This window comes from Inhella crocodyli, assembly GCF_004004565.1.
In the GTDB taxonomy this organism is placed as follows: Bacteria; Pseudomonadota; Gammaproteobacteria; order Burkholderiales; family Burkholderiaceae_C; genus Inhella; species Inhella crocodyli.
Window position 1 is genome coordinate 1 of record NZ_SACM01000005.1, and the last position, 25,098, is coordinate 25,098.

General features: G+C 67.2%; 23 protein-coding genes. 3 read left to right on the plus strand and 20 right to left on the minus strand.

All coding sequences use genetic code 11. The features are described 5' to 3' along the window. Positions 1–169 precede the first annotated feature (169 nt). From EOD73_RS14990 to EOD73_RS15080, 19 genes are all read right to left on the minus strand, one after another. Positions 170–1,324, minus strand: a complete 1,155-nt coding sequence (locus EOD73_RS14990; protein WP_127683854.1) for an ABC transporter substrate-binding protein — start codon at positions 1,322–1,324, stop codon at positions 170–172. 27 nt (positions 1,325–1,351) lie between these two features. Continuing rightward, positions 1,352–3,205 (minus strand): AMP-dependent synthetase/ligase, encoded by a 1,854-nt coding sequence (locus tag EOD73_RS14995; RefSeq protein WP_127683855.1) that lies wholly within the window; start codon positions 3,203–3,205, stop codon positions 1,352–1,354. Then, positions 3,202–3,972: an ABC transporter ATP-binding protein gene (locus EOD73_RS15000; protein WP_127683856.1), complete on the minus strand. Its 771-nt coding sequence runs from the start codon at positions 3,970–3,972 to the stop codon at positions 3,202–3,204. The genes EOD73_RS14995 and EOD73_RS15000 overlap by 4 nt, the downstream gene beginning before the upstream one ends. Then, positions 3,969–4,745 carry an ABC transporter ATP-binding protein gene (locus EOD73_RS15005; protein ID WP_127683857.1) on the minus strand — a complete coding sequence of 259 codons (777 nt, stop codon included), beginning with the start codon at positions 4,743–4,745 and terminating at the stop codon, positions 3,969–3,971. The genes EOD73_RS15000 and EOD73_RS15005 overlap by 4 nt, the downstream gene beginning before the upstream one ends. Further along, on the minus strand, positions 4,742–5,818 hold the full coding sequence (locus EOD73_RS15010) for a branched-chain amino acid ABC transporter permease (protein WP_127683858.1): 1,077 nt from the start codon (positions 5,816–5,818) through the stop codon (positions 4,742–4,744). Before EOD73_RS15010 ends, EOD73_RS15005 begins: the two co-directional genes overlap by 4 nt. Before the next feature lie 13 nt (positions 5,819–5,831). Next, positions 5,832–6,707 carry a branched-chain amino acid ABC transporter permease gene (locus EOD73_RS15015; RefSeq protein ID WP_127683859.1) on the minus strand — a complete coding sequence of 292 codons (876 nt, stop codon included), beginning with the start codon at positions 6,705–6,707 and terminating at the stop codon, positions 5,832–5,834. After that, positions 6,707–8,209, minus strand: a complete 1,503-nt coding sequence (locus EOD73_RS15020) for a tripartite tricarboxylate transporter permease (protein ID WP_127683860.1) — start codon at positions 8,207–8,209, stop codon at positions 6,707–6,709. The genes EOD73_RS15015 and EOD73_RS15020 overlap by 1 nt, the downstream gene beginning before the upstream one ends. Positions 8,210–8,212: 3 nt before the next feature. Beyond that, positions 8,213–8,686, minus strand: a complete 474-nt coding sequence (locus tag EOD73_RS15025) for a tripartite tricarboxylate transporter TctB family protein (RefSeq protein ID WP_127683861.1) — start codon at positions 8,684–8,686, stop codon at positions 8,213–8,215. A gap of 3 nt (positions 8,687–8,689) precedes the next feature. Further along, positions 8,690–10,483 (minus strand): type IV pilus assembly ATPase TfpB, encoded by a 1,794-nt coding sequence (gene tfpB / locus EOD73_RS15030; protein WP_127683862.1) that lies wholly within the window; start codon positions 10,481–10,483, stop codon positions 8,690–8,692. A gap of 11 nt (positions 10,484–10,494) precedes the next feature. Beyond that, the gene (locus EOD73_RS15035) at positions 10,495–11,238 is read right to left on the minus strand and encodes a class I SAM-dependent methyltransferase (protein WP_127683863.1); all 744 of its coding nucleotides are present in this window, start codon (positions 11,236–11,238) and stop codon (positions 10,495–10,497) included. Between the two features lie 46 nt (positions 11,239–11,284). Further along, a complete protein-coding gene (locus EOD73_RS15040) occupies positions 11,285–11,770 on the minus strand; it encodes a DNA-deoxyinosine glycosylase (protein ID WP_127683864.1) in 486 nt (161 codons plus the stop codon). Continuing rightward, on the minus strand, positions 11,761–12,588 hold the full coding sequence (locus EOD73_RS15045; protein ID WP_127683865.1) for a TatD family hydrolase: 828 nt from the start codon (positions 12,586–12,588) through the stop codon (positions 11,761–11,763). The genes EOD73_RS15040 and EOD73_RS15045 overlap by 10 nt, the downstream gene beginning before the upstream one ends. 24 nt (positions 12,589–12,612) lie before the next feature. After that, entirely contained in the window at positions 12,613–13,467 is an 855-nt protein-coding gene (gene purU / locus EOD73_RS15050; protein WP_127683866.1) for a formyltetrahydrofolate deformylase, read from the minus strand. Next, positions 13,464–14,138: an ABC transporter ATP-binding protein gene (locus tag EOD73_RS15055; RefSeq protein ID WP_127683867.1), complete on the minus strand. Its 675-nt coding sequence runs from the start codon at positions 14,136–14,138 to the stop codon at positions 13,464–13,466. Before EOD73_RS15055 ends, purU begins: the two co-directional genes overlap by 4 nt. Continuing rightward, entirely contained in the window at positions 14,131–15,381 is a 1,251-nt protein-coding gene (locus tag EOD73_RS15060) for a lipoprotein-releasing ABC transporter permease subunit (protein WP_127683868.1), read from the minus strand. The genes EOD73_RS15055 and EOD73_RS15060 overlap by 8 nt, the downstream gene beginning before the upstream one ends. A gap of 43 nt (positions 15,382–15,424) precedes the next feature. Next, on the minus strand, positions 15,425–15,868 hold the full coding sequence (locus tag EOD73_RS15065) for a copper chaperone PCu(A)C (protein ID WP_127683869.1): 444 nt from the start codon (positions 15,866–15,868) through the stop codon (positions 15,425–15,427). A 32-nt stretch (positions 15,869–15,900) separates the two neighbouring features. Next, entirely contained in the window at positions 15,901–18,150 is a 2,250-nt protein-coding gene (locus EOD73_RS15070; RefSeq protein ID WP_240660736.1) for a TonB-dependent receptor, read from the minus strand. 135 nt (positions 18,151–18,285) lie between these two features. Then, positions 18,286–19,569 carry a PepSY-associated TM helix domain-containing protein gene (locus EOD73_RS15075; RefSeq protein WP_240660737.1) on the minus strand — a complete coding sequence of 428 codons (1,284 nt, stop codon included), beginning with the start codon at positions 19,567–19,569 and terminating at the stop codon, positions 18,286–18,288. 106 nt (positions 19,570–19,675) lie between these two features. After that, on the minus strand, positions 19,676–20,062 hold the full coding sequence (locus tag EOD73_RS15080; RefSeq protein WP_127683872.1) for a DUF2946 domain-containing protein: 387 nt from the start codon (positions 20,060–20,062) through the stop codon (positions 19,676–19,678). Positions 20,063–20,262: 200 nt separating this feature from the next. Here EOD73_RS15080 and EOD73_RS15085 point away from each other — a divergent pair, with 200 nt between their 5' ends. Next, positions 20,263–20,811, plus strand: a complete 549-nt coding sequence (locus tag EOD73_RS15085; RefSeq protein WP_127683873.1) for a hypothetical protein — start codon at positions 20,263–20,265, stop codon at positions 20,809–20,811. Between the two features lie 75 nt (positions 20,812–20,886). On the opposite strand, the gene polA is transcribed toward EOD73_RS15085, so the two are convergent. Further along, positions 20,887–23,649, minus strand: coding sequence for a DNA polymerase I (polA, locus tag EOD73_RS15090; RefSeq protein WP_127683874.1), 2,763 nt, complete (start codon positions 23,647–23,649; stop codon positions 20,887–20,889). A gap of 39 nt (positions 23,650–23,688) precedes the next feature. Here polA and EOD73_RS15095 point away from each other — a divergent pair, with 39 nt between their 5' ends. Together EOD73_RS15095 and EOD73_RS15100 are read left to right on the plus strand one after the other, a co-directional pair. After that, positions 23,689–24,129 carry a hypothetical protein gene (locus tag EOD73_RS15095; protein WP_127683875.1) on the plus strand — a complete coding sequence of 147 codons (441 nt, stop codon included), beginning with the start codon at positions 23,689–23,691 and terminating at the stop codon, positions 24,127–24,129. Then, entirely contained in the window at positions 24,129–25,094 is a 966-nt protein-coding gene (locus EOD73_RS15100; protein ID WP_127683876.1) for a homoserine kinase, read from the plus strand. Before EOD73_RS15095 ends, EOD73_RS15100 begins: the two co-directional genes overlap by 1 nt. Positions 25,095–25,098 lie beyond the last annotated feature (4 nt).

Consider the following 25,098-nt stretch of genomic DNA (forward strand, 5'->3'; position numbering starts at 1 on the left):
TGCCAGCCACTCGCTTCAGCGAGCTGCTCATCAGCAGCGGAGCCCGCCATCATAGGACATACCCGAAGAACTTTGCAAGCACTTCCTGCAAAAAAGTTCAAAAGCCCTCCCGCTCAGAGCGAAAGGGGTTTTAAATCAAGGAGTTACGCCTTGCCGGGTGCCGCCGCACTCACTTGCCGTAGTCGGCAACGACCTTCCAACGCCCTTCTTGCAGTTGCGACAGACGCGACGCATTGCTGCCCAAGCGTTTGGTGGCGGTGAAGCTCGACGGCGCGGAGCCAAAGATGTCGGCCGGGTAGTTCATGCCGTCCATGGCTTTGCCAAAGGACTCGGTATTGAGATTCGGGCCCGCCTTTTCAGCTGCACGGACGAGCGCATCAATGATGATGTAGCCGTAAGCGGAAAAGACCGTCGGGTCTTCATTGAACTTGGTCTTGTACTTGTTGGCCCAGAAGCGGATGGGCTGGCTCGCTTCGTCCAAGTACGGGTGCTGGGTCGTCATGGCGGCGTAGAAGCCGTCCATGGCCTTCCCGCCAAGGCGGGGGATCAAGTCGGTGTATGCCCCGCTGGTGCCCAAGAAGGTCGGATTGAAGCCCGTCTTGCGGCTTTCGCCGATTGTTCCGATGGTCTCCCGGATGAGGGTCCCCATGACAACCATGTCGCAGTTGGCCGCCTTGAGCTTGGCCACTTGGGACGAGAACTCCGTCGCCCCACGCTTGAAGCTGGTCTTCTCTGCGATTTCGACGCCCATGGCCTTGGTGGCCGCTTCCGTGCCTTTCAAGATTTCCTGGCCAAAGTCGTCGTCCTGGTAGTGCACACAAACCTTTTTGCTGCCCTTTTCTTTGGCCAGCCTGGGCAACATCACACGCACCTGCTCGTAGTAGGGCACCGCGAAGGAGTACTTGAGCTTGTGGAAGGGCTCGTACATCTCCCGAGCCGCGGTGAGGGGCATGAAGTTGATGACGTTCTTCTCGAACTGAATCGGCATCGCCGCCAAGTTGTGGGCGGTGCCGATGTGGCCGGCCATGATGAAGATCTTGTCTTGGTTGACCAGCTTCTGGGCCGCCAGCACCGCCTTGCGAGGGTCGTAGCCCGAGTCTTCGACTTTCAAGACCATGCGCCGGCCGTGGATGCCGCCTTGCTCGTTCAGTTCGTCCACACGAAGCTGCATGCCGTTGCGCGCCTGCTTGCCATAACCGGCCAAGGGGCCGGACAAATCCTGAATCGTGCCCACCACGATCTCTGTCTTGCTAACACCTTGCGCCTGGGCGCCTGCCGCGGCGGAGGCAACAGCCAGCAGGGCGGGAATCAACACACGTTTCATGAAGGGTCTCCTGGTTGATGGGGCTCGTCAATGGCCGCCGTACATGCCTTCGATCAAGGCGGCGTACTTCTTCTGCACGAAGCTGCGCTTGAGCTTCATCGTCGGGGTCAGTTCCTCATCCTCGGCGGTGAGCTGGGTTTCGAGGACACGGAATTGTTTGATCTGCTCGACCCGGGCGAACTCGCGGTTTACCCGGTCGACTTCAGACTGGATCAAGGCCTGAATCTGAGGAGAACGCGCCAGGCTTCCGAAGCTGGAGAAGGGAATGTCGCGATCTTGGGCGTAACGCTCACAGTTCTCTTGATCGATCATCACCAGCGCGGTGAGGTACGCGCGTCGGTCTCCGATCACCACGGCATCGGTGATGTAGGGCGAGAACTTCAGTTGGTTCTCGATCTCACTGGGCGTGATGTTCTTGCCCCCCGCCGTGATGATGATGTCCTTCATCCGGTCGGTGATCCGATAGCGACCTTGCTGGTCGACCACGCCCACGTCGCCCGTGTGAAACCAGCCGTCGTCATCGATCACCTCGGCCGTCTTCTCGGGCAGGTTCAAGTAGCCCTTGAACAGGTGCGGCCCCCGCGTCAGCATCTCCCCCGTGGAGGGATCGATCTTCATCTCGACCCCATGGGCAGCGGGCCCGATGCTGCCGGGCTGGATCTGGTCGGGACGCGTCAGCGTCCCATAGGCCCCCGTCTCGGTCATGCCCCATCCCTCCAGCATGGGCACGCCCAGGCTGAGGTACCACCGAATGAGATCGGGGGAGATCGGCGCGGCACCGCTCAGCAACGCGCGCGCCCGATGAATGCCGAGCAGGCGCTTGACGTTGCCCAGCACCAGCACATCGGCCAAGAGGAACAGTGCTTTCAGGCTGGCAGGCACCGGCCGCCCCTCCAACACCCGCTCCGCGACCCGTCCGCCCACGCCCATGGCCCAGCCGTAAGCAAGCCTCTGTAGCGGCGTGGCTTCGGCAATGGCGATGCGCACGCCGGAATAGAACTTCTCCCAAACGCGGGGGACGGCGAACAGCACGTGCGGCGCCACCTCTCTCACGTTTTCGGCAAAGGTCTCAGGGCTCTCCACGAAGTTCAAGGTGGCGCCCGTCAGCACCGCTGAATAGGCACCGATCATCCGCTCCGCGATGTGGCACAACGGAAGGAAACAGATGCGCTCGTCGGCGTCACTCTGGGGCAGGTTGGTCGCCGCGGCTCGAACGCCGTAGACCAAACCCGCATGCGTGTGCATGGCGCCCTTGGGCTTGCCCGTCGTGCCCGAGGTGTAGACCAAGATGGCCAAATCGTCAGGGTGCACTTGGGCCAAGCGGGGCGGCAAAACATCCAGCGCACTTGCGCCGCGGGCCCGCAATTGATCGAGGCTCAGCACCATCGGGTCGTCAAAGCGCTCCAAGCCGCGCGTATCAATCACCACGATCCAACGCAAGGTGGGCAGTTGATCGCGGACCTCCAGCACCTTGTCCAGCTGCTCGTCGTCTTCCACGACGATCACGGAGGTGCGAGAGTCTTCGCACAGGTACTGCACCTGAGACGGCGCATCCGTGGGGTAGATCCCGTTGGCCGTGCCGCCTGCACTTTGAATGGCCAGGTCGGCCAACAACCATTCCAGCCGCGTGTTGGACAGGATGGCGACCACATCCCGGTGCGCCAAGCCCAGTGCCATCAATCCCGCGGCCATCTCCTGCACGGCCTTCCCCACCTCCGTCCACGTCCAGGATTGCCAAATGCCGAGCTTCTTTTCGCGAAGAAACACCCGATCACCGCGGGCGGCCACCCCATTCCAAAACATCGCTGGAATGGTGTCGCCGGGCAGATCATGAACGGCAGTGCCCGGCAAAACGGGCGCCCAAAGCACGCTGCGGGTCATTGCCAACTCTTCTTGCGTTTCCAGCGACGCTCGCCACGGGCGCCGGCGTCGTGCTGCAGGCCCAAGTAAAACTCTTGGATGTCGGCCCGCTCGCGCAGGACGGCACAGGCGCCCTCCACCACGATGCGCCCGTTCTCCAAGATGAAGCCCAGGTCGGCCACGCCCAAGGCCAGGTGGGCGTTTTGCTCCACGATCAAGAGCGTGGTGCCTCTCTCGCGATTGATTCGCAGCACGATGTCAAAGATCTCCTGCGTGAGCTTTGGGCTCAGACCCAAGCTGGGCTCGTCCAGCAGGATCATCTTGGGGGCCGCCATCAAGGCCCGGGCGATGGCCAGCATTTGCTGCTGCCCCCCGCTGAGCAGCCCTGCGTCCTGGGTCGCACGCTCTCGCAAGATGGGAAAGTAGCCTTGCACCACCTCCAGGTCGCGGGCGACGCCGTCACGATCGGTTCGGGTGTAAGCCCCCATCAAAAGGTTGTCTCGCACGCTCAGCAAGGGAAACACCTCGCGACCCTCGGGCACCTGGACCAGCCCCATGCGAACGATGTGGGACGGGTCTCGACCCGTGATGTCTTGCTCGCCAAAGCGCACGCTGCCCCGCTTCGGATCGATGATGCCGCTCAGGGTCTTCAGCAGCGTCGTTTTGCCGGCGCCATTGGGCCCCAAAACGGTGGCGATGCGCCCCTCGGGCACCGCCAAGCTCACGCCCCGCACGGCCTTGACCGGGCCATAGGCGCTCTCCAAGTTGGCGACTTCGAGCAAGTTCAAGGTGCCACCCCCGTGCCCAAATAGGCCTCGATGACCCGGGGGTCGCGCTGCACCTCTGAGGCTGTGCCCAGCGCCAACACCTCGCCTTGGTTCATCGCCAGCACGCGGTCGCTGACCCGGGACACCAGGCTCATGTCGTGCTCCACCATCAGCACTGTCACGCCCAGAAGGCGCTTGATGTCGTCGATCCAATAGGCCAAGTCGCGGGTCTCGTCCACGTTCAAGCCGCTGCTGGGCTCGTCCAGCAGCAACAACTTGGGCCCGATGCACAAAGCGCGGGCCAACTCCACCACCTTTCGCACCCCATACGGCAAGCCAGCCACCAGGGTGTCACGGTGGTGCTGCAGGTTGAGGAAATCGATCACCTCCTCCACCTTGCGCCGCGCCTCGCGTTCGTTTTGCCGCACGCTCGGCAAAAACAAGGCCTCCCGCCAGAGCGAACGGGGCATGTGAACGTGCCGCCCGATCAGGAGGTTCTGCAGCACGCTCGCGTACTCGAACAGCTCGATGTTCTGGAAGGTGCGGGCAATGCCCATCCGCGCAATAGCGTGCGCCGGCTTTGCCGACAGCAACTCGCCCTCGAAGCGGATCTCGCCGCTGCTGGGGTCGTACAGACGGCTGATGAGGTTGAAGACCGTGGTCTTGCCCGCCCCATTCGGGCCAATGAGCGTGAACACCTCACCCCGCTGCACATCGAAGGACACGCGGTTCACGGCCTTGACGCCGCCAAAGTGGCGGCTGAGGTCGCGCACGGACAGCAGCACGTCGCTCATCGCAGGCGCTCCGACTTCTGGTAGCTCTTCTGGCGCTTGAACAGTCCGCGCCGGTAGAAGGGGAACAACTGCAGCCAGGTCCTCACCTTCAACCAACGCCCGTAGAGGCCCCGGGGTTCGAACAGCACGATGGCCACCAGCACCAGCCCGTAGACCAACTGCTGCAGGCCGGGAGCCTGCCCGATGGCCGGCGGCAGGTAATCCTTGACCACCGCAATGCCCTGCGGCGCCGCCACCAAGAAGAGCGCCCCCAGGAAGGCACCGTGCACCGAACCCAGGCCACCGATGGTGACCAGCAGGAGCAAATCGATGCTTTGCACAATGCCGAACTGCTCCGGGGTCAGGTACGTGAACTTGTGGGCGTACAAGGCCCCGCCCACCCCCGTGAAGAACGCACTGATGGCAAAGGCCAAGGTTTTGGTGCGTGCCAGGTGGATGCCCATGCACTGGGCCGACACCTCGGAGTCCCGAACCGCAACGAAGGCGCGCCCAGTGGGCGAGCGCAACAAGTTCAGCACCACCAGGGTGCTCAGCACGGCCACGGTCAAGCACAAGAAGTAAAAGCCCGTGTCGCTGTCGATCGTCCAGCCCCAGGCCTGGGGCTTCTTGACCATCAAGCCGGTGTTGCCGCCGGTCACGGACTCCCAGCGGGCGATGCCCTCTTCCACGATGAAGCCAAAGGCGAGCGTGGCGATGGCCAGGTAGATGCCCTTGACACGCAGGGCCGGCAGGCCTACCACCACGCCAACGGCCGCGGCCAAACCGCCAGCCACCGGGATGCTGATGAAGAAGGGCCAACCCGCCGCCGTGAGCAGAGCCTGCGTGTAGGCCCCCACTCCCAAGAAGGCCCCGTGGCCCATGGAGAACAAACCCGTGTAACCGGCCAGCACCATCAGCCCCAGGCCGACAGTGCCGTAGATCAGCACCACGCTCAGCTGCGCAAGCGGATAACTTTCCAGCCACCAAGGGGCCGCCAACAGCGCGAGCAGCAACAGGCCGTACCAGAAGGCCTGGCCGCGATGTTCGATCAGGTTGATGTCTTGGTCGTACGAGGTCTTGAACAGGAAACGCATGGTGACCGACCCCTCAGACCTTCTTGCTGAGGCGTTCGCCGAACAGGCCGTGGGGACGGACCATGAGCATTACCAGCACCAGCACGTAGGCGCTGATGTCCTTGAAGCCCTCGGGCAGGAAGAAGCCCGACATCGACTCGACCACGCCGATGATCACGCCCCCAACTATGGCCCCTGGCAAGCTGCCAAAGCCACCGATCACTGCCGCAGGGAAGGCCTTCAGGCCGATCAAGCCCATGTTGGCGTGCACGAAGGTGATGGGCGCCAGCAGCACCGCGGCGATGGCGGCCACCGCCGCGGCCAGGGCCCAGACGTAGCCGTTCAATCGACGCACCGGGATGCCCATGTAGTAGGCCGCCAATTGGTTTTGAGACACAGCTTGCATGGCAATGCCCACGCGCGAGAAGCGGAACAGCGCGTACAACAGTGCGCACAGCAAGAGCGTGGCGGCGATGACGATGAGTTGCTCTGCCCCCACCGTCACCCCACCCCCCAATTCCACCGGACCGCCGTACGGCAGCTTCAGGGCATGGGTGTCGGTGCCGATGTTGGGCAGCATGGTGATGGCACCTCGCGCGATGTAGCCCAGGCCCAAGGTCAGCATCACGATGGCGAAGGCCGGCTGGCCGAGCACAGGGCGGATGAAGGTCCGCTCGAGGCCCCAGCCCATCGCGCCCATGCCGGCAATGGCGAGGGGCAAGGCCACGGCCAGCGGCAGCCCCATCACGTTGAGCAGCATCAAGGCGGCAAAGCCGCCGACCATCATCACGTCGCCCTGGGCGAAGCTCACGGTCTCGGTGGCCTTGTAGATCAGCACGAAGCCAAGCGCGATCAGGCCGTAAATGCAGCCTTGCGCCACGCCCGAAAGCAAGATTTGAAGAATCGCCATCAGTCCTCGCCCTGAAAGGCTTCCGCTCGCCTGGCGCGGATGCTCGGCAGCATCACCACCAAGAGCAGCAGCACCGCCGCCACCAACAAACCGGCCGATACCGGTCGCGAAACGAAAGTGCTCCAGTCTCCATGCGCGATGCGCAGCGCGCGCCTGAGGTTTTCCTCCATCAGGGGCCCCAAGATGAAGCCCAGCAGCAGCGGCGCTGGCTCGCACTGCAGCTTGTGGAATGCATAGCCGGCCAGCGCGAAGCCCGCGGTCAGGGCCACGTCGAAGGTGTTGCCGTTGATGGAGAACGCCCCGATGCAGCAAAACACCACGATGGCAGGAAACAGCAGCGGGTACGGAATGCGCAGCAGCCGGATCCAGATGCCGATCAAGGGCAGGTTCAGCACCACCAGCATCAAGTTGCCCACCCACATGCTGGCGATGAGGCCCCAGAACACGGCAGGGTTGTCGGTCATCACCTGGGGGCCCGGCGTGATGCCCTTGATCGTCATGGCCCCGGCCATCAGCGCCATGACGGCATTGGGCGGGATGCCCAGCACCAGCATGGGGATGAAGCTGGTTTGCGCCCCGGCGTTGTTGGCACTTTCCGGCGCGGCCACGCCCTCGATCGCGCCCTGCCCGAAGCGGCTGGGATCGGCCGCAAGTTTCTTCTCCAAGGTGTACGAGGCGAAGGCCGCCAACAGCGCGCCATTGCCTGGCAGCACGCCCAGCACCGACCCCAGGGTCGTGCCTCGCAGCACCGCCGGGAAGGCTTGCCGCAGGTCCTGCCGGCTGGGCAGCAGGCCGCCCACGCGGTCGGTGAACACCTCGCGGTGCTCGGCCGGTCGGCCCAAGTTGGCAATGATTTCGCCGAAGCCAAACAAGCCCATGGCAATGACGACGAAGCCAATGCCGTCGCTCAGTTCAGGCCGCCCAAAGTCGAATCGCGGAACGCCGCTGATGACGTCCGTGCTGACCTGCCCCAACAGCACCCCCAGCACGATCATGCACAAGGCCTTGAGCGTGGAACCCGAAGCCAAGACCACCGCCAGGATGAGCCCGAGCACCATCAAGGCGAAGTACTCGGCCGCACCGAACAGGAAGGCCAGTTGCACCAAGGGCGGTGAAAACAGGGCAATGACCAAGGTGCTGACGCAGCCGGCAAAAAAGGACCCGAGTGCAGCAATCCCAAGCGCCGTGCCCGCCCTGCCCTGGCGCGCCATCTGGTAGCCGTCCAGGGCCGTGACCACCGAATTGGCCTCGCCTGGCACGTTCAGCAAGATGGCCGTGGTGGAACCGCCGTACTGGGCGCCGTAGTAAATGCCCGCCAGCATGATCAGCGCCGGTGTCGCGTCCAAACCGTACACGGTGGGCATCAGCATGGCCATCGTGGCCACCGGGCCGATGCCGGGCAGCACACCGATCAAGGTGCCCAGGGCCACGCCGACGAAGGCATAACCCAGGTTCTGCAGGCTCAGCGCCGTGGAAAAGCCCAGCAGGAGGTTGTCGAGCAAGGATCAGCCCCCCCAGTGGTGGAATGGCAGGGGCCACAAAGGCAGGTTCAAGCGCAGGCCGCCCACGAACACCGCCGTGCAGAACCCGGCCATGACCAGGGCCAACAGCAGCGCTGGGCGCCAGCGCGCCTCCGGCGTGGCGAACGACACGCCAAAGGTCGCGATGGCCACGGTCAGGGGCAGGCCCAACCGCGGCAAGGCAGCCGCGAAGAAGGCGATCGCCCCCACCACGGCCAACAAGGGCCGCCACGCGATGCGACCGATGGGCTCCCGCCCGTCGGTTTCGACCGTCAGCGCCCGGAACACCAGGAAGCCCCCCAGCAGGGCCAACAGCAGGCCCAAGCCGAAGGGGAAGTAGCCGGGCCCCGGATTGCGACCGTTGCCGAAGCCATAACCCAGAGCCCCCCAGGCGAAGGCCCCGCCGGTCAGCATGAAGAGCAACCCCGCGACGAAATCTCTCTCGCTCTTGGGTCGCATCGCTCAGACTTCCCAGTTCGGCGTGTTGCGCAGCACTTCTTCCAGCGTGGTCTGCCCTTCGGCCACCTTGCGCACGCCCGCCAAGCGCAGGCTGCGCAGCCCTTGCTGCATCGCCGTGCGCCGCAGCGCCGCCAAGCTGGTTTCGTTGCTCAGCTGTTGGCGCAGCGGCTCGTCCAAGGTCAGCAGTTCGTACAAGCCCGCCCGGCCACGGTAGCCGGTGTGGCGGCACTCCAGGCAGCCCACGGGCTTGTAGGCGCCCTTGACCGTTTGCAAGCGCCAGGGCTTGGCGGTTTCGCTGAGCACCTCGGGGGTCATGCGCTCGTCGGGGGCCTTGCAGTGCGGGCACAGGGTGCGCACCAGGCGCTGGGCCAGCACCCCGATCAGGGTGGCGCCGATCAGGTAACGCGGCACGCCCAGGTCCACGAGCCGGGTGACGGCCGACACCGAGTCGTTGGTGTGCAGGGTGGAGAACACCAGGTGCCCCGTCAGGGCGGCCTGCACCGCCATCTCGGCGGTTTCCAGGTCGCGGATTTCACCCACCATGATGATGTCGGGGTCTTGGCGCATCAGCGCTCGCACCCCCTCGGCGAAGCCGAACTCCAGCTGCGGCTGCACCTGGGTTTGGTTGAACGAGGGCTCGATCATTTCGATCGGGTCCTCGATGGTGCAGAGGTTCACGTCCTCCGTGGCCAGGCGCTTGAGCGTGCTGTACAGCGTGGTCGTCTTGCCCGAACCGGTGGGGCCGGTCACCAGGATGATGCCGTTGGGCTGCCCGATGAGTTGCTGCCAGCGATCGGTGTCGTGCCGGCCGAAACCGAGCTGGTCCAAAGTCTTGAGCGCGTTGTCGGGGTCGAAGATGCGCATGACCAGCTTCTCACCGAAAGCGGTGGGCAAGGTGGCCAGGCGCATTTCCACTTCTTCGCCGGCGGGGTTGCGCGTCTTGATGCGGCCGTCCAGCGGGCGGCGCTTTTCCACCACGTCCATGCGGCCCAGCAGCTTGATGCGCGCCACCATGGCGGCCATCACGGGCACGGGCAACTGGTACACGGGGTGCAGCACGCCGTCGATGCGGAAACGGATCACGCCCATCTCGCGCCGCGGCTCCAAGTGGATGTCGCTGGCGCGCTGGTCGAAGGCGTACTGCCAAAGCCAATCCACCACCTGGACCACGCCCTGGTCGTTGGCGTCGAGCTGCTTGTTGCTCTTGCCCAGCTCCACCAGCTGTTCAAAGCTGGCCTGGGCCCCGCTCTCGCTCGTCTTCGCCGCCGCCTTGACCGACTTGGCCAGCGTGAAGAACTCGGTGATGTAGCGGGTGATGTCCAGCGGGCTGGCCACCACCAGCTTGACCGTCTTGCGGCTGTGGCTCTCGATTTGCGTCACCCACTCGGTGTCGTGGGGCTCGCAGGTGGCGATGGTCACGTCGGTGAGGCCCACTGCCACCGGCAGGCAACGGTGCTTTTCGGCGTAAGCGCCGCTCATCACCTCCGCCACGCGGCCGACGTCCACCTTCAGCGGGTCGATGCGCAGGTAGGGCAGCCGGACGTGGCCCGCCAGCCATTCGGTGAGCAACTCAATGTCCAGCACCTTGCCGTCGCTCTGCCGTGGCAGGCCGGCGCGCCCCAGGCGCACCAGCGGGTGCAAGGTGGTGTCACCGGCCCCGAACCGGGCCTCGGTGGCGGCGGCCGTCTCGGCGCTGACCAGGCCGTCGGCCTTCATGGCGCGCAGCAGCTCGCGCCATTCCAGGCGGTGCGGGGCAGCGGCAGGGGATCGGGCGGAGCGGGACGTCGTGGCAGCCATGCAGGAAGCGATCAAACCGCCCGCAGGCCGCGCAGCCAGGGCTGCGCTTTCAATCCGAGGGCGCTGTCCATGTTAGTGGCGCGCCTTTTCAGTTCCGCCCCGTCGGGCAGCGGGATTTCCCGGGTGGCCACCACCACGGTGTTGCCCTCCTTGGTGGCCGCCAAGCGCCACACGCGATCGGCCCCGAAGGCCTGCGCCATGCGCTCGCAGCTGTCGGCAAAGCTGGCCCGGCGCCCGAAGAGGTTGACGGCCATGGCGCCCCCGGGGGCCAGCAGGGCGCGGCAGGCGGCGTAGAAGTCGGCGTCGTCGAGCACCGGGGCCGCGGCCTCGTGGTCGTACAAGTCCACGTGCAAGAGCGCCACGCGGCCTTGATTCGCCGGGTCGCGGGCCCAACGGCCGGCGTCTTCCAACACCACCTCCAGGCCCTCGCCGTTGGGCGGCAGCGCGAAGTACTGCCGACAGGCGGCCAGTACGCCGGGATGGATCTCGACCGCCGTCGTTGGCCGGCCCAGCACCTGGTGGCAGAACTTGGTCAGTGCCGCCGCCCCCAATCCGAGCTGGACGCAAGCCCCCGTGCGCCAGGTGGACGGCTCCTGCCACAGCAGCGGGGCCATCATGCGCTGAACGTAGCTCAGCTCCAGCGCCAGCGGCTTGCTCACGCGCATGGAGCCCTGCACCCAAATGGAGTCCAAGTGCAGCGAGCGAACGCCCATGAACTCGGAAACGGTGACATCGGGCAGGTCGTCGGCGGCCATGCGGAGCTCTTTCGATCGGGGCGCGGACTCTAGCGCGCGGCGCCGATCACAGCCAGGGCCGCAAGGCCTGGGCCCATTCGGCGCCCTTGTCAGCGGGCGAGCGGCTGGCATGGGCGGGGCTCGTGGACGGCAGGCGCAGCAGCAAGCGGCCCGGCAACAAGGCACTCGCTTGCCGGTGCGCCGCGGCGCCGTTGCACGCGATGGCCCTCAAGTCCGCAAGGCGCGTCACGAGCGCGGGCACGTCGCTGGGTTCGGCCGCGCGGATGTCGGCGTCCAGGCTGCCGGGGCGCTCGCAGGCGGCCACGGCGTCCCACAGGGCGATGCGGTGTTCGACCAGCGCCTGCAGGCGTTCGGCATACGGTCGCCGGGGCAAAACCGGGTCGCCCAGCAGCGAGGCCATCGCCGGCCAAAAGGCGTTGCGCGGGTGGGCGTAGTACTGCTGGGCCTGCAGGCTGGCGGCGCCGGGAAAGCTGCCCAAGATCAACAAGCGCGCGTCGGCCCGCCACACCGGGGCCAAGCCACTCAAGCGCATGGGGGCAGCGACGCGAGCTTGGGCAGCACGCGGCGGGCGTTGGCGCTGGTGAACGCGGCAGTTTCGGCCAAGGACCAACCGCGCAGCTCGGCCAGGGTGTGGGCGATGCGCGGCAACTCGGCCGGCTCGTTGCGTCCGCTCCCCTGCCCTGCCGCCCGCGCCGCCGCGGTTCGGTACAGCCACTGCGGCGGGATGTCGGGCGCGTCGGTCTCGAGCACCAGGCTCTCGGCCGGCAGGCTGGCGGCCAGGCGGCGCAAGTTCAGCGCGCGCTCGAAGGTCAAGGCGCCGCCAAAGCCCAAGGCGAAGCCCAAGGCGACAAAGGCTTGCGCCTGCTGGGCGCTGCCGTTGAAGGCGTGGGCGATGCCGCCCGTGCGCAAGCCGACGCGACGAAGGCCGCCCAAGAGGGGATCGGCGCTGCGGCGCACGTGCAGGATCACGGGCAAGCTGTGGCGCTTGGCCAGCTTCAACTGCGCCAGGTAGAAGTGCTGCTGGCACTCGGCATCCAGCCCCGGCACGAAGAAGTCCAGCCCGATCTCGCCCACCGCCACCAGCAGCGGGTCTCCTTCGGCTTCGGTCAGCACGGCATCCAGCGCGATCAAGTCGCCGTCGCTGGCTTTGGGCGTGAACAAGGGATGGATGCCCAGCGCGTACGGCTGACCGGCCGCGCGGCACATCGCTTGGGTGCTGGCCCAGTCGCGGGCCTGCACGGTGGGCACCACGACCGTGTGCACGCCCGCCGCCTGGGCACGGGCCAGCACGGCATCGCGGTCGGCGGCGAACTCGGGGGCGTCCCAGTGGCAGTGGGTATCGATCCACATGCGACCCGAAGCCCCGGCCGGTGCTCAGCGGAAGACGACCGTCCGCTTGCCGTTCAGCAGCACCCGGTGCTCGGCGTGCCACTGGATGGCACGGGCCAAGGCCAAGCATTCGGTGTCGCGGCCCACGGCCGCGAGTTGCTCGGGGCCGTAGGCGTGGTCGATGCGGCTGACCTCTTGCTCAATGATCGGGCCCTCGTCGAGGTCGCCAGTCACGTAGTGCGCCGTGGCGCCGATGAGCTTGACACCGCGCTCGAAGGCCTGGTGGTAGGGCCGCGCGCCCTTGAAGCTGGGCAGGAAGCTGTGGTGGATGTTGATGGCGCGGCCGGCGAGCTTTTCGCACAAGGCGGGCGAGAGGATTTGCATGTAGCGGGCCAGAACCACGAGGTCGACCTGCTGCTCGTCGATCAGCTCGATGAGCTTGCGCTCTTGAGCGGCCTTCTGCTCGGGCGTTGCGTTGAGCAGCGGGAAGTGGTGGAACGCGATGTTGTGGCTGGCCGCGAGTTGATAGAAGTCGCGGTGGTTGCTGGCGATGGCCACCACCTCGATGGGCAGGTGCTGCGTGGCCACGCGGAACAGGATGTCGTTCAGGCAATGACCGAACTTGCTGACCAGGATGAGCACCCGGGCCTTGCGAGTGGCGTCCACCAGCTCCCAGTCCATGCCACGCTGCGCCGCCAGCGGCGCGAAGGCCTCGCGCAGCGCGTCTTGGCTGGAGGGGCTTTCAAAGGCGATGCGCATGAAGAAGCGCTGCGTGTCCGCGTCGCCGTGCTGGGCGCTGCTCAGGATGTTGCCTTGGTGCGCCAGCAGCACGCCGGTGACGGCGTGAACGATGCCGGGGCCGTCGGGGCAGCTGAGCTTGAGGATGAAGGAGTGGCTCATTGCAGGTGTCCGCCTTTCAGCAACCAGCGCTGCTCGCAGCGGGCGGCCAGGTCATGGTCGTGGGTGACGAGCACGAAGGCCGTGCCTTGCTCGCGGGCGGCTTCCAGCATGAGGGCGAACACGCCATCGGCCGTCTCGCGGTCGAGGTTACCCGTGGGCTCATCGGCCAGCACGCAGGCCGGCTTCGTGACCAGCGCACGCGCAATGGCGACGCGCTGGCGCTCGCCCCCACTCAGTTCGGCCGGTCGGTGATCCACCCGTTCGTTCAGGCCCACCCGGGCCAGCATGTGCCGGGCCTGGGCCTGCGCCTCGGCCACGGGCACGCGGCGGATGCGCAGGGGCATGGCCACGTTGTCCAGCGCCGAGAACTCGGGCAGCAGGTGGTGGAACTGGTAAACGAAGCCAAGGTGCTGGTTGCGCCAGGCCCCTAGTTCGGTTTGCCCCAACTGCGCCAGGTCCTTCCCCTTGAGCAGCACGCGTCCGGCGCTGGGCTTCTCCAGGCCGCCCAGCAGGTGCAGCAGCGTGCTTTTGCCCGACCCGCTGGCGCCAACGATGGCCAGGGTTTGGCCGCGCGACACCGAGAGGTCCAGGCCCTTGAGGACCTGCACGTCCAAGGGGCCTTCCACGAAGCGCTGCCCCAGGCCCAGGGCTTGCAAAACGAGCTCACTCATAGCGCAAGGCCTGGGCGGGTTGCACGCGGGCGGCGCGCCAACTGGGGTACAGGGTGGCCAACAGGGCCAGCAGCAAGGAAATGACGGCGATGGGCACGATGTCGCCGCGCTGGGGGTCGCTCGGCATTTGGTGGATCAGGTAGATGTTGGCCGGCAGGAACTTGGCGCCCAACAGGTGCTCGATGGCGGGGACGATCACGTCCACGTTGAAGGCCACCAACAGGCCCAGAGCCACGCCGGCCAAGGTGCCGATGACGCCGGCGAAGGCCCCTTGCAGCATGAAGATGGTTTGGATGCTGCGGGGGGTGGCCCCGAGGGTGCGCAAGATGGCGATGTCACTCTGCTTGTCGGTCACCACCATCACCAGGGTGCTGACGAGGTTGAAGGCGGCCACGGCCACGATGAGCGTGAGGATGATGCCCATCATGCGTTTCTCGACTTGCACCGCAGCAAACCACGTGGGGTTGGCGCGGGTCCAGTCGCGCAAGCGCCAGTCGGGGCCCACCTGCTGCTGCAGCGCGTCGTTGACGGCGCGGGCCTGGTGCAGGTCGGTCAGGCGGAGTTGCACGCCGCTGGGACCGCCGGTGCGGAAGAACAGCGCTGCGTCGTCGATGTGCATCATGACGAGGCCGGCGTCGTACTCGTAGTGCCCCGCCTGGAACACGCCCGCCACCGTGAAGGTGCGCGAGCGTGGCATCAAGCCCGCAGGGGTGACGTTGCCCCCCGGGGCCAGCAGCGTGACCGAGTCGCCCACTTGCAAACCCAACTGGCGCGACAACTCTTGCCCAATCAGGATGCGCCAGGCCTTGGGGGCCAGTTCGCTCAAGCCCGGCGCTTTCTGGGCCATCGGAGTCACCGTGGGCTCCAGACGAGGGTCCACGCCGCGGACCATCACGCCCCGTATGTCCTCGCCCCGCGCCAACAAGGCTTGGCTGCCCACGAAAGGCGCCACACCCGCCACGCGGGGATCGTGTCGGGCCACGGCGGCCAGGGCCTGCCAGTCTTGCGCCGGCCCGCCGTCGTAGCGGGTGACTTCCACGTGGGCGATGGCGCTGAGCATGGCATCGCGCACCTCGCGCTGGAAGCCGTTCATCACCGACAGCACCACGATCAACGCCGCCACGCCGAGCGCGATGCCCACCATGGACACGCCCGAGATGAAGGAGATGAAGGCGTTGCGGCGCCCCCCGCGGCCGGCCCGGAGGTAGCGCCAGCCGATTTGCAGTTCGTAAGGCAGGTTCATGTGGGGCGGGATTCTGCCCGCCCCACCCTCTGGTGACTGGCCCTCAGTGGCCTTGCTTCACGGGGGCCGCCCCCAAGGCCCGAACAGGCGCCTGCAGGGTCAAAGTCTCTCGTTTGCCGTCCACACCTTCCACGACCAAGGTCACCGGCACCGTGCTGCCCGCGGGCAGGGCTTGCTTCAGGTCCATCAGCATCAGGTGGTAGCCGCCGGGCTTGAGCGCCACGGTCTTGCCGGCCGGCAAGTCCAGCGCTGGAACTTGGCGCATCTTCATGACGTCGTTCACCATGGCCATTTCGTGGATCTCCACGCTGCCGGCCACGGGCGAACTGCCCGACACGAGCTTGCCGCCTTGGGCGGAGGTGAGCTGCACGAACAAGCCGGTGGCCTTTTGCTGCGCCACCGTGCCCCGCACCCAAGGGTCGGTCACGGTGGTTTGGGCGTGGGCGGAAGCGGCGATCAAGGCGAGGGCAAAGGCAATGGATTTCATGGGATTCGTTTCAATCACAAGCGTTGGAAGGATCAAAGGTCAAAACGCAACTCAGCCACCCAAGTGCGTGCAGGGTAGGGATGGAAGTTCCAATAAACCTCATTGTTGAGGTTGTCCACGCCCAGCGCTGCGCTCCAGGTTGGGTTGACCTTGACGCGAATGCGGGCGTCCAGCACCAAGAAGTCGCTGGCACCCTGGTATCGGGCACCGTTGGGGTCGGTGTTGTCCAGGCTGTTGAACTGCTGGCCGCCGTAGCGCAGGCCCAAGGTCGTGCTCAGCGCATCGTCCCAGCGGTAACTGGCCACGGCATTGGCGCGCCAACGCGGCACGCGCGGCTGCCACTTGCCCACCGAGGCCGGGAATTTGGCGTTGGCGGTGATGACCGAGTCGGCGAAGGTGACGCTGGCACTCAGGTCCAGGCCCCGGACCATGGCGTCGTTCAGCGCGGCGGCCAATTCCACGCCCCAGGTGCGGATGCGGTCGACGTTTTGGATGTTGGTGACGTTGGGGGTGACCGTGGTGTTGGTCTGGCTGTACAGCGCGTCGCGCGTGGCGTCGTGGAACACCGTGGCGCGGAGCGTGCCCACCGACAACTTCCAGTCGGCGCTGAGGTCGGTGGTTTGCGAGCGCTCGGGCTTGAGGTTGGGATCGCCATTGGTCAGCGCCCCGGTGCTGGCATTCACCCCGCCTTGGAACAACTCGCTGACCGTGGGGAAGCGCACCGCGCGGCCGGTGGACAGGCGCAGCGTGCCCTCGTCGCTGAAGGCCCAGCCGATGGCGAACTTGGGCGACAGGGCGCTGACCTTGCGGGTGGGGTGCTGGAACACGGCTGCACCGTTGGCGGTTAGTCCACGGCTGGCCGACCATTGTTCGCCCCGCAGGCCCAACACCGCCTGCCAATGCTCGCCCAGACTCACCGCATCTTGCGCCCACAGGCTGGTGAGCGAGGTGTTGCCCTCAAAGCGCGACACGGGGGCGCTGCTGGGAACGCCGGCCGTCCACTCGGCGATGTTGCTCACCGCGTTGCGCAGTTGGGCGGCCTCGCGCTGCAATCCGAACTCGACGACGTGGTCGGCCAGGCCGCGCCAGGTGCCGCGCGCGGCCAGCGTGTTCCAGCCGGTCCCGTTCTGGTCGGTCAAGCGACCGGCGTTCGGGTTGAAGGCCGCGCCGGTGGTGGGCGCCCAGGCACGCACTTGGTCCTGGCGGTAGTCATAACGGCTGGCGGCCAGCTGCCAATCGAAGGCACCGCCGGTGGCTTGGCGCAAGGCCACGCCATGCATCACATGCTGCAGCTTCTCGCGGGTTTGGCCGAAATCGGCGGCCGTCAGGCTGTAGCCCTTCCCGTCCAGGCTCACGGCGCGGCTGCCGCTGATGGGCAGGTTGCCCGGGTTGAGCTCGATGCGGGCGCCCGAAGCATCGGTCAGCCAGCCCTCGCTGGCACGGGCCACGGTGTTGTCCCACAGACCGAGGGTGACGCTGGCCTTGAGCCCGGGGGCAACCTGCCAGGCCAGCTTGAGCTTGGCGTGGTCCTGCTGGGTGTCCGCATGGTTGGTGGTACCGATCAGCAGCCAGGGCTGGTTGAAGCGATTGAGCTCGGCCACGGCGCCGGTCACCACGGTGGCGCCGGTGGCGGGATTGGCCGTGGACGGCGTGCGGGTGGCGTAGACCAGCGGGTGGCTCTGGCTGTCTTGGCGGCTGATGTTGAACCACCAGCTCCAGTCGCCCCACTTGTCGCCCAGCGAGACGCTGCCTTGCTTCGTCTTCGGCGTGACGTCGGTGCGGTACAGCGTGAAATGCTGCTGCGCAAAGGTGAGCTTGCCGTGCGCTTCGAACCGCTCGGGCATGCGGGTGATGACGTCGACGACCGCGCCCACGCTGTTGCCCGGGTAGGCGGCGCTGAAGGGGCCGTAGAGCACGTCCACGCGGGCAAATTCCTCCGGCGTGACCAAGCCCCAGCGCGGCGTGAAGCTGGCCCCGTTGCCCAGCAGGTTGCTGAGCAAGATGCCGTCGGCGTAGATCAGCGAGCGTGCGCTGTTGCCCGTGCCACTGGCACGGGTGGACAGCACCGCGTGGTCGTAGTCGCCGATGTAGCGCTTGCGCACCAACAGGCTGGGAAAGTACTTCAGCGCGTCGGCGCTGTCGGTGGCGTTGATGACGCGGTCGATGCGCTCGGCCTTGATGCCCTCGATGGTGGTGGGCAGGGTCGTGGGCAGCGTGGTGACGCGGCCTCCCGTGACGGTGACCGTGCCGAGCTTCTCAACGCGGGTGTCGTCGGCAGGCATTTCGCCATTGGGGAGGGCGACCTCTTGGGCCAATGCCGCCACGGCAGAGGCACACAGGGTCAACGCAAAGGCGGTACGGAGGGGAAGAAACAAGCGCATGGTGAAAAAAAATTCAGAAAAGGTGGGAGAGAAGGCTCAAGCCCGCGAGCGGGGGAGCACTTCCAGAAGCAGCACGACGCACACGAAGGCGGCCAGCAGCGGGACCAAAGCACACAGCGCCAAGACGGTGGTCAAAACGGGCCAGCGCCAGCGCACCTCGGCCCATGCGGTGGGGCGCAACAGCACGGGGCCGCCTGCCGAGCGGCGGCGCCACCACATGACCCAGCCGGTGAACGTCGAGGCCAACACGCCCAGGCCGAACACGGCGAGCAGCGCTTGGTTCCACAGGCCGAATTCGCCGCGGTGGAAAGGGATGCCGATGGCCGTGGCCTTGCTGAACCAGGTCTGATCCGCCCAAGTGCTGCGCCACAGCACGCGGCCGTCCTGGGCATGAAGCGCCAGTTCCACGCGGGCCCATGGCCGGTGACGATCTGGCGTGTTGATCCGCCAGACGCCCGCAGCCTGCTTCGGGGGGGCGATCTGGAGGCGTTGGGCTGGTGCTTCGCGTTGGGCGATCGCCCACAGCGCATCCCAGGAAAGCATGGGCTCCCCCGACGAGAGCGCTTCACTGCGCAAGTCCTTCGGCATGCGCGGTGGGGCTTGGCCCGTGGCATCGCGCAGGGCCCGGATCTGCGCGCCAGCGGTTTGGCTCCAAGTCAGCCCCGTCACCACGATCACCAGGCTCAAGCCCGCCAAGGCCACGCCCCCCACCAGGTGCCATCGCCGCCAGCGGGCACGGCCCTGCGCTGGCCTGATCAAGCCGCCCAGCACCGGCAACGCCAAGCCCAGGCCGGTCACGAGCATCACCAGCAGGCAGGTGGCCGCCCACTCGATGGCCCATCGCCATCCCTCGCTTTGCAAGAGCCGCGAGTGCAGGTTTCTGGCCCAATGGCTGAATCGCGCCGATTCGGGCTGCACGCCCAATACCGCGCCCGTGCCTGGATCGACGAAAACGTCCACCGGGCCGCTGGCAGCGTCGTGCACGTGCTCGCCGCCCGACGGGCGGTGGTGCGGCGCGAAGCGCACGCGCAGGCTGTCGCCCAGCTGGGAGGGCGGGGTCACATGCTGAAGCACGGAGCCCGATGGCGCCGCGCTTTCGGCGGCCGCCACCAAGCGCTCCAGGGGCCGCCAAGGCGCTGGGGCCACCCGGTCCAGGTGACCGTGCTGCCAGGCTTCGACCTGGGGCACGGCCACGTACACCAAGCCGGTCAGGGCGGCCACGATCAAAAAGGGCGAGGCCAAGAGGGCGGCCAAGCCATGAAGGCGCCACAGCGCCGCGCGCGACGCGGCGCGGCCGGTCGCAAGAAAAGTCGTCGACAAGGGAGGCTCCCCATGCGCTCCCGCCACCGGGGGCATGCCCGGCTGGGGGATCGCGGATGGCGGGAGAACACCGACCCCGCAAGGCCGGGTGTTCGCTCAGGTCAGGTCAGGTCAGAGCGAACGTGGGCGGCCCGCGCGAGCTCGCGCTGCGCCACACCGACAGCAGGCGAGGGGCCTGCCAAAACAGCGGGGGGGCCTCGGCCATCACCGGCGGCAGGGCCCAATTCAAGTCGGCCACGGGCAACATGGGCAACTGCGACTGGAGCTGGCAGAAGTCGCACGCATCTGGCATCGCGAACTGCTGCACCGGTTCGCCGTCGCGCAGTTGCACCCACCGGGTGCCTTCGGCCGTGCACAGCTCCACCCAGTCGCCGCCATGGGCGGCCTGCGCGCTCACCCACGCCCGTGCCAGGGAAGGCATGAGCGCCAGGGCCAGCACCGCGACGATCGCGAGCCAGACCCAAGGTTGACGGTGAGAGCGAAGCACCTGCATGGGGGGTGGCAGTGTAGTGAGGCCGCCATGACCCCCAAACCTTGGGGGGCCCCTGTGACTTCCTTCCGGACTCGGCCTTCGTCATCCTTGGGGGGCGTCGTCGGCAGGCCGTCGGCGTGTTGCAATTGTTACAACGCGGTGGACGGGTTGGAGCCCAGGCCATCGAGGGCAGAAAAAACAAACCAGGAAGGACGGGCACCGTGGGCATTTGGTTGGACGAGTTGGAGCGCGAAAGCCTGGAAAGTCGTGCGCTGACGCAACAGCAATTGCGCGACCGCCGCGCCTTGCGCGCGACCCTGGAGCAGCACCACGAAGCCATGCTGATGGAACCCGGCTTCGACTGCGTGCTGCTGCTGCTGGACGCCCAGCACAAACCCGGTCTCGGCCTGGACGACCTGCCCGCCACCGAGGGCCAAGACCTGATGCACGCCGAGTTGGTGCGCATGGGTCTGCCGGTTTACGCCTTGCGCGACGGCCAAGCCTGCGTGGCCCTGCCCCGCGCCAGCAACGACGAGGTCAAGCGCCTGCTGCTGCGGCTGAACCGCCGCGTGGCCTCGAACTCGCAGGAACGCTTTGCCATCGTGTTCGGCGCCGCCCGGGCCCACGAGGCCCGGCGCAGCTTCAGCGACTGGATGGCCTTGGCCGACCTGCGCTTCCAACAGCGCCAAACCCGCATGGGGGTGGGCGATGCCGTGGCCGGCGCTTTACTGGCGCGCCGCGCCGAGCGCCGCCAAACCGGCCGCCGCTGAGCGTCGAAGTCCAAAGTCAAAGGGCGGCCCAGGCCGCCCTTTGACCTTGTGGCACCGCCCCGGCAGGTGCTTGCGTCAGTGAGCGGCTTCCCAACTGGCGCCGAAGCCCACCTCGGCCAGCAGCGGCACCTTCAGCGCCGCCACGCCCGCCATCAGCCGAGGCACCTCGTCCCTCACCCAGCTCACTTCGTCGTCGGGCACCTCGAACACCAACTCGTCGTGCACCTGCATGACGATGCGCGTGGCCAGGCCTTGCTCGTCCAGCGCGCGCTGAACGGCCAGCATGGCCAGCTTGATGAGGTCTGCGGCGGTGCCTTGCATGGGCGCGTTGATGGCCTGGCGCTCGGCGCCGGCGCGGCGCGGGCCGTTGCCGCTGTGGATCTCGGGCAGCCACAGCCGGCGCCCGAACACCGTTTCCACGTAGCCCTTGGCCTTGGCGCTGGCGCGGGTGTCGTCCATGTAGCGGCGCACACCCTGGAATCGGGCGAAGTACTTGTCGATGTAGTCCTTGGCCGCCTTGGGGTCGATGCCCAGTTGGCTGGCCAGGCCGTAGGCGCCCATGCCGTAGATCAGCCCGAAGTTGATCGCCTTGGCGGCCCGGCGCTGCTCGCCCGTGACCTCGGCCAAGGGCACGCCGAAGACTTCGCCGGCCGTGGCCTTGTGGATGTCCTCCCCGCTGGCAAAGGCCGCCAGCATGGCCGGGTCCTCGCTGAGGTGGGCCATGATGCGCAGCTCGATTTGCGAGTAGTCGGCGCTGGCGATCTGGTGCCCCGGCGGTGCCACGAAGGCCTCGCGGATGCGGCGGCCTTCGGCCGTGCGCACGGGGATGTTCTGCAGGTTGGGGTCGTTGCTGCTCAGGCGCCCCGTCACGGCCACGGCCTGGGCGTAGTGCGTGTGCACCCGGCCGGTGTGGGGATTGACCATCAGCGGTAGCTTGTCGGTGTAGGTGCCCTTGAGCTTGGCCAGGCTGCGGTGCTCCAGGATCTTGGCCGGCAGCGGGAAGTCGGCGGCCAGTTCGGTCAGCACCTCTTCGTCGGTGCTCGGCGCGCCGGTGGCAGTCTTCTTTTTGACCGGCAGCCCAAGCTTGCCGAACAGGATCTCGCCGATCTGCTTGGGGCTGCCCATGTTGAAGGGCTGGCCGGCGATGGCGTACACCTCTTGCTCCAGCGCCAGCAGGCGTTGGCCCAACTCGTGGCTTTGCTGCTGCAGCATGGGGCCGTCGATGAGCACGCCGTGGCGCTCCACCCGGGCCAGCAGGGCCGAGGTGGGCATTTCGATCTGTTCGTACACAAAGCGCAGCTTGTCGTCGGCCGCGAGGCGTTCGTGCAGCCGCAGGTGCACGCCCAGGCACATCTCGCTGTCCTCGCAGGAGTACTCGGCGGCGCGCGCCACATCCACCTGCGCGAAAGCGATTTGGTTCGCGCCCTTGCCGCACAGGTCCTCGTAGCTCAGGCCCTTGCGGCCCAGCTCGCGGTCGGCCAGGGCCTCCAGCCCGTGGCCCTTGTGGGCCTCGAGCACGTAGCTTTCCAGCATGGTGTCGTGGGCGTAGCCCTGCACGGCGATGCCATGGTTGGCGAACACATGGGTGTCGTACTTGACGTGCTGGCCCAGCTTCGGGCGTTGCGCGTCCTCCAGCCAGGGCTTGAGGCGGTTCAGCACCTCTTCGAGCGGCAACTGCTCGGGCGCGTCCATGCCGGCGTGGCGAAGCGGGACGTAGCAGGCCTCGAAGGGCTCCACGCTGAAGCTCAGGCCGACGATGCGAGCGTCCAAGTTCGAGAGCGAATCGGTCTCGGTGTCCAGCGCCACCAAGGGCGCGGCGTGCAGGCGGGCCAGCCAGGCGTCAAAGCGCGGCCAGGTGGTGATGGTCTCGTAACGCTTGTCTTGCAGCGCGGGCGGCGGCGGGGGCGCGGCGGCCGCTTCTTCGGCGGCGGCGGGCGCGCGCGGCGCGGCGGTCACGCCCTGCCCTTCCATCTCGCGCTTCCAGGTTTTGAAGCCGTGCTGCGTGAAGAACGCCAGCAGGCCTTCGCGGTTCACCTCGCCAAAGGCCAGGCCCTCCACCGAGGGCCAGGGTTTCAAGTGCTCGCCCAGGTCGCAGTCGGTCTTCACGGTGACCAGCTGGCGCCCCATGGGCAACCAGTCCAGGGCCTTGCGCAGGTTCTCGCCGGCCACGCCCTTGATGCTGGCCGCGGCGGCGATCACACCGTCCAGGCTGCCGTGCTCGCCGATCCACTTCGCGGCCGTCTTGGGGCCGACCTTCTCCACGCCGGGCACGTTGTCCACCGCGTCGCCCATCAGGGTCAGGTAGTCGACGATGCGATTGGGCGGGACACCGAACTTGGCCAGCACGCCCATCTCGTCCAGGCGCTCGTTGCTCATGGTGTTGAGCAGGCTGACCTTGGGGGTGACGAGCTGGGCGAGGTCTTTGTCGCCCGTGCTGATCACCACCTGGTGGCCGCTGGCTTCGGCCACGCGGGCCAGGGTGCCGATGGCGTCGTCGGCCTCGATGCCAGGCACCTCCAAGATGGGCCAGCCCAGCAAGGCCACCACCTCGTGGATGAGCGGGATTTGCTCTCGCAAGGCGTCGGGCATGGGCGCGCGCTGGGCCTTGTACTCGGGGTACCAGGCGTCGCGGAAGGTGGGGCCCTTGGCGTCGAACACGCAGGCGGCATGGGCACCGGGGTAGCGGTCGCGCAGCTGCTTGAGCATGGCCACCATGCCGTGCACGGCGCCGGTGGCCTGCCCGGCGGGGCCGCGCAGGTCGGGCATGGCGTGGAAGGCGCGGTACAGGTAGCTGCTGCCGTCCACCAGCAGGACCAAGGGTTGGGCTTGTTCACTCATGAAAGCATTGTCGGGGGCCGGCTCCCTAGAATTGGCGCCATGAAGCGCCGCGCCTGCGGCCAGTGGGCCGGCCTGGCGGCTGCCCTGGCCCTTTCCCCCCTGCCCAGCCTGGCCCAGCCAGCCCCTCCGACCCTGAGCGAGCTGCCGGCACCTGCCGCGGTGGCCGCTTCCGCGCCCGAGGCGCCCGCACAGCCCGCCAGCGCGCCCAAGCGCCGCTGCGTGGCGGGTTGCGAGGGCGAGGTGACCCGCATCCGGCACAGCGAAGACCGCTTCAACGCCATCGAGGAGCACCTGAACAACCGCGAGCAGGTGGTGAAGGTGGTGATCCGGCCCAAGTCCGGCGCGCCGGCGTACGAGATCTTGGTCGGCGCGGGTCGCACGCGCAGCACCGACGCGGCCCACCGCAGCGGCTACGTGGCCGACCCGCAGGGCCCCAACCGGCGTGAGGGCCAGGCCGTCTGGCCCGTGGCGCGCTTCTGATGGCGGTGTTCACCCCCGTCGGCGAGGCCGACGCGCAAGCCCTGCTCAGCCGCCTCGGCCTGGGGGCCCTGCAGGGCCTGAAAGGCATCCAGGCGGGCATCGAGAACAGCAATTTCTTCGTCGATGCCGAGGGCGGCCGCTTCGTGCTCACGGTGTTCGAGCGCCTGACGCACGACCAGCTGCCGTTCTACCTGGGCCTCATGCAGCACCTGGCGCGCAAAGGCCTGCCCGTGCCCGCCCCGGCGGTCGATGCGCAAGGCAACACCCTGTTCAGCCTGCACGGCAAGCCCGCCGCGCTGGTCAGCCGCTTGAACGGCGGCCACCAACTGGCGCCCGACGTTTTCCACTGCGAGCAACTGGGCCAGACCCTGGCGCGCATGCACCGGGCGGTGAGCGACTTTGCGCTGCACCAGCCCAACCTGCGGGGCCTGCCTTGGCGCCAGGCCACGGCCAGCGCCCTGCTGCCCAAGCTGAGTGCCGACGAGGCTGAACTGTTGCGCGATGAGATGCACTTCCAGCTGGAGCTGGCCGCCAGCGGCAGCCACCAAGAGCTGCCCACCGGCGCCGTGCACGCCGACCTGTTTCGCGACAACGCCATGTTCGAGGGCCTGCCGGGCCGCGAGCAGCTCAGCGGCGTCTTCGACTTCTACTTCGCCGGTGTCGACACCTTCTTGTTCGACCTGGCCGTGTGCCTGAACGACTGGTGCATCGACCTGCCCACCGGCCGCCTGGAAGAAGCTCGCGCCAGTGCCCTGGTGGCGGCCTACGAAACGGAACGCCCCCTGAGCGCGACCGAGCACCGCCTGCTGCCGGCCTTGATGCGCGCCGCCGCACTGCGCTTTTGGCTCAGCCGCCTCGACGACTGGCACCGGCCGCGCGAGGCCGAGCTGCTCAAACCCCACGACCCGCGTCACTTCGAGCGGGTGCTGCGCCAACGCCGGGCCCTGGCCTGGCACGCCCTGTGATTTG

Bases quoted from the DNA above. Each gene is read 5' to 3' on its own strand.
- EOD73_RS14990 (WP_127683854.1), bottom strand. From the start codon at position 1,324: ATGAAACGTGTGTTGATTCCCGCCCTGCTGGCTGTTGCCTCCGCCGCG.
- EOD73_RS14995 (WP_127683855.1), bottom strand. From the start codon at position 3,205: ATGACCCGCAGCGTGCTTTGGGCGCCCGTTTTGCCGGGCACTGCCGTT.
- EOD73_RS15005 (WP_127683857.1), bottom strand. From the start codon at position 4,745: ATGAGCGACGTGCTGCTGTCCGTGCGCGACCTCAGCCGCCACTTTGGC.
- EOD73_RS15010 (WP_127683858.1), bottom strand. From the start codon at position 5,818: ATGCGTTTCCTGTTCAAGACCTCGTACGACCAAGACATCAACCTGATC.
- EOD73_RS15015 (WP_127683859.1), bottom strand. From the start codon at position 6,707: ATGGCGATTCTTCAAATCTTGCTTTCGGGCGTGGCGCAAGGCTGCATT.
- EOD73_RS15025 (WP_127683861.1), bottom strand. From the start codon at position 8,686: ATGCGACCCAAGAGCGAGAGAGATTTCGTCGCGGGGTTGCTCTTCATG.
- tfpB (WP_127683862.1), bottom strand. From the start codon at position 10,483: ATGGCTGCCACGACGTCCCGCTCCGCCCGATCCCCTGCCGCTGCCCCG.
- EOD73_RS15035 (WP_127683863.1), bottom strand. From the start codon at position 11,238: ATGGCCGCCGACGACCTGCCCGATGTCACCGTTTCCGAGTTCATGGGC.
- EOD73_RS15040 (WP_127683864.1), bottom strand. From the start codon at position 11,770: ATGCGCTTGAGTGGCTTGGCCCCGGTGTGGCGGGCCGACGCGCGCTTG.
- EOD73_RS15045 (WP_127683865.1), bottom strand. From the start codon at position 12,588: ATGTGGATCGATACCCACTGCCACTGGGACGCCCCCGAGTTCGCCGCC.
- purU (WP_127683866.1), bottom strand. From the start codon at position 13,467: ATGAGCCACTCCTTCATCCTCAAGCTCAGCTGCCCCGACGGCCCCGGC.
- EOD73_RS15055 (WP_127683867.1), bottom strand. From the start codon at position 14,138: ATGAGTGAGCTCGTTTTGCAAGCCCTGGGCCTGGGGCAGCGCTTCGTG.
- EOD73_RS15060 (WP_127683868.1), bottom strand. From the start codon at position 15,381: ATGAACCTGCCTTACGAACTGCAAATCGGCTGGCGCTACCTCCGGGCC.
- EOD73_RS15065 (WP_127683869.1), bottom strand. From the start codon at position 15,868: ATGAAATCCATTGCCTTTGCCCTCGCCTTGATCGCCGCTTCCGCCCAC.
- EOD73_RS15070 (WP_240660736.1), bottom strand. From the start codon at position 18,150: ATGCCTGCCGACGACACCCGCGTTGAGAAGCTCGGCACGGTCACCGTC.
- EOD73_RS15080 (WP_127683872.1), bottom strand. From the start codon at position 20,062: ATGCAGGTGCTTCGCTCTCACCGTCAACCTTGGGTCTGGCTCGCGATC.
- polA (WP_127683874.1), bottom strand. From the start codon at position 23,649: ATGAGTGAACAAGCCCAACCCTTGGTCCTGCTGGTGGACGGCAGCAGC.
- EOD73_RS15095 (WP_127683875.1), top strand. From the start codon at position 23,689: ATGAAGCGCCGCGCCTGCGGCCAGTGGGCCGGCCTGGCGGCTGCCCTG.
- EOD73_RS15100 (WP_127683876.1), top strand. From the start codon at position 24,129: ATGGCGGTGTTCACCCCCGTCGGCGAGGCCGACGCGCAAGCCCTGCTC.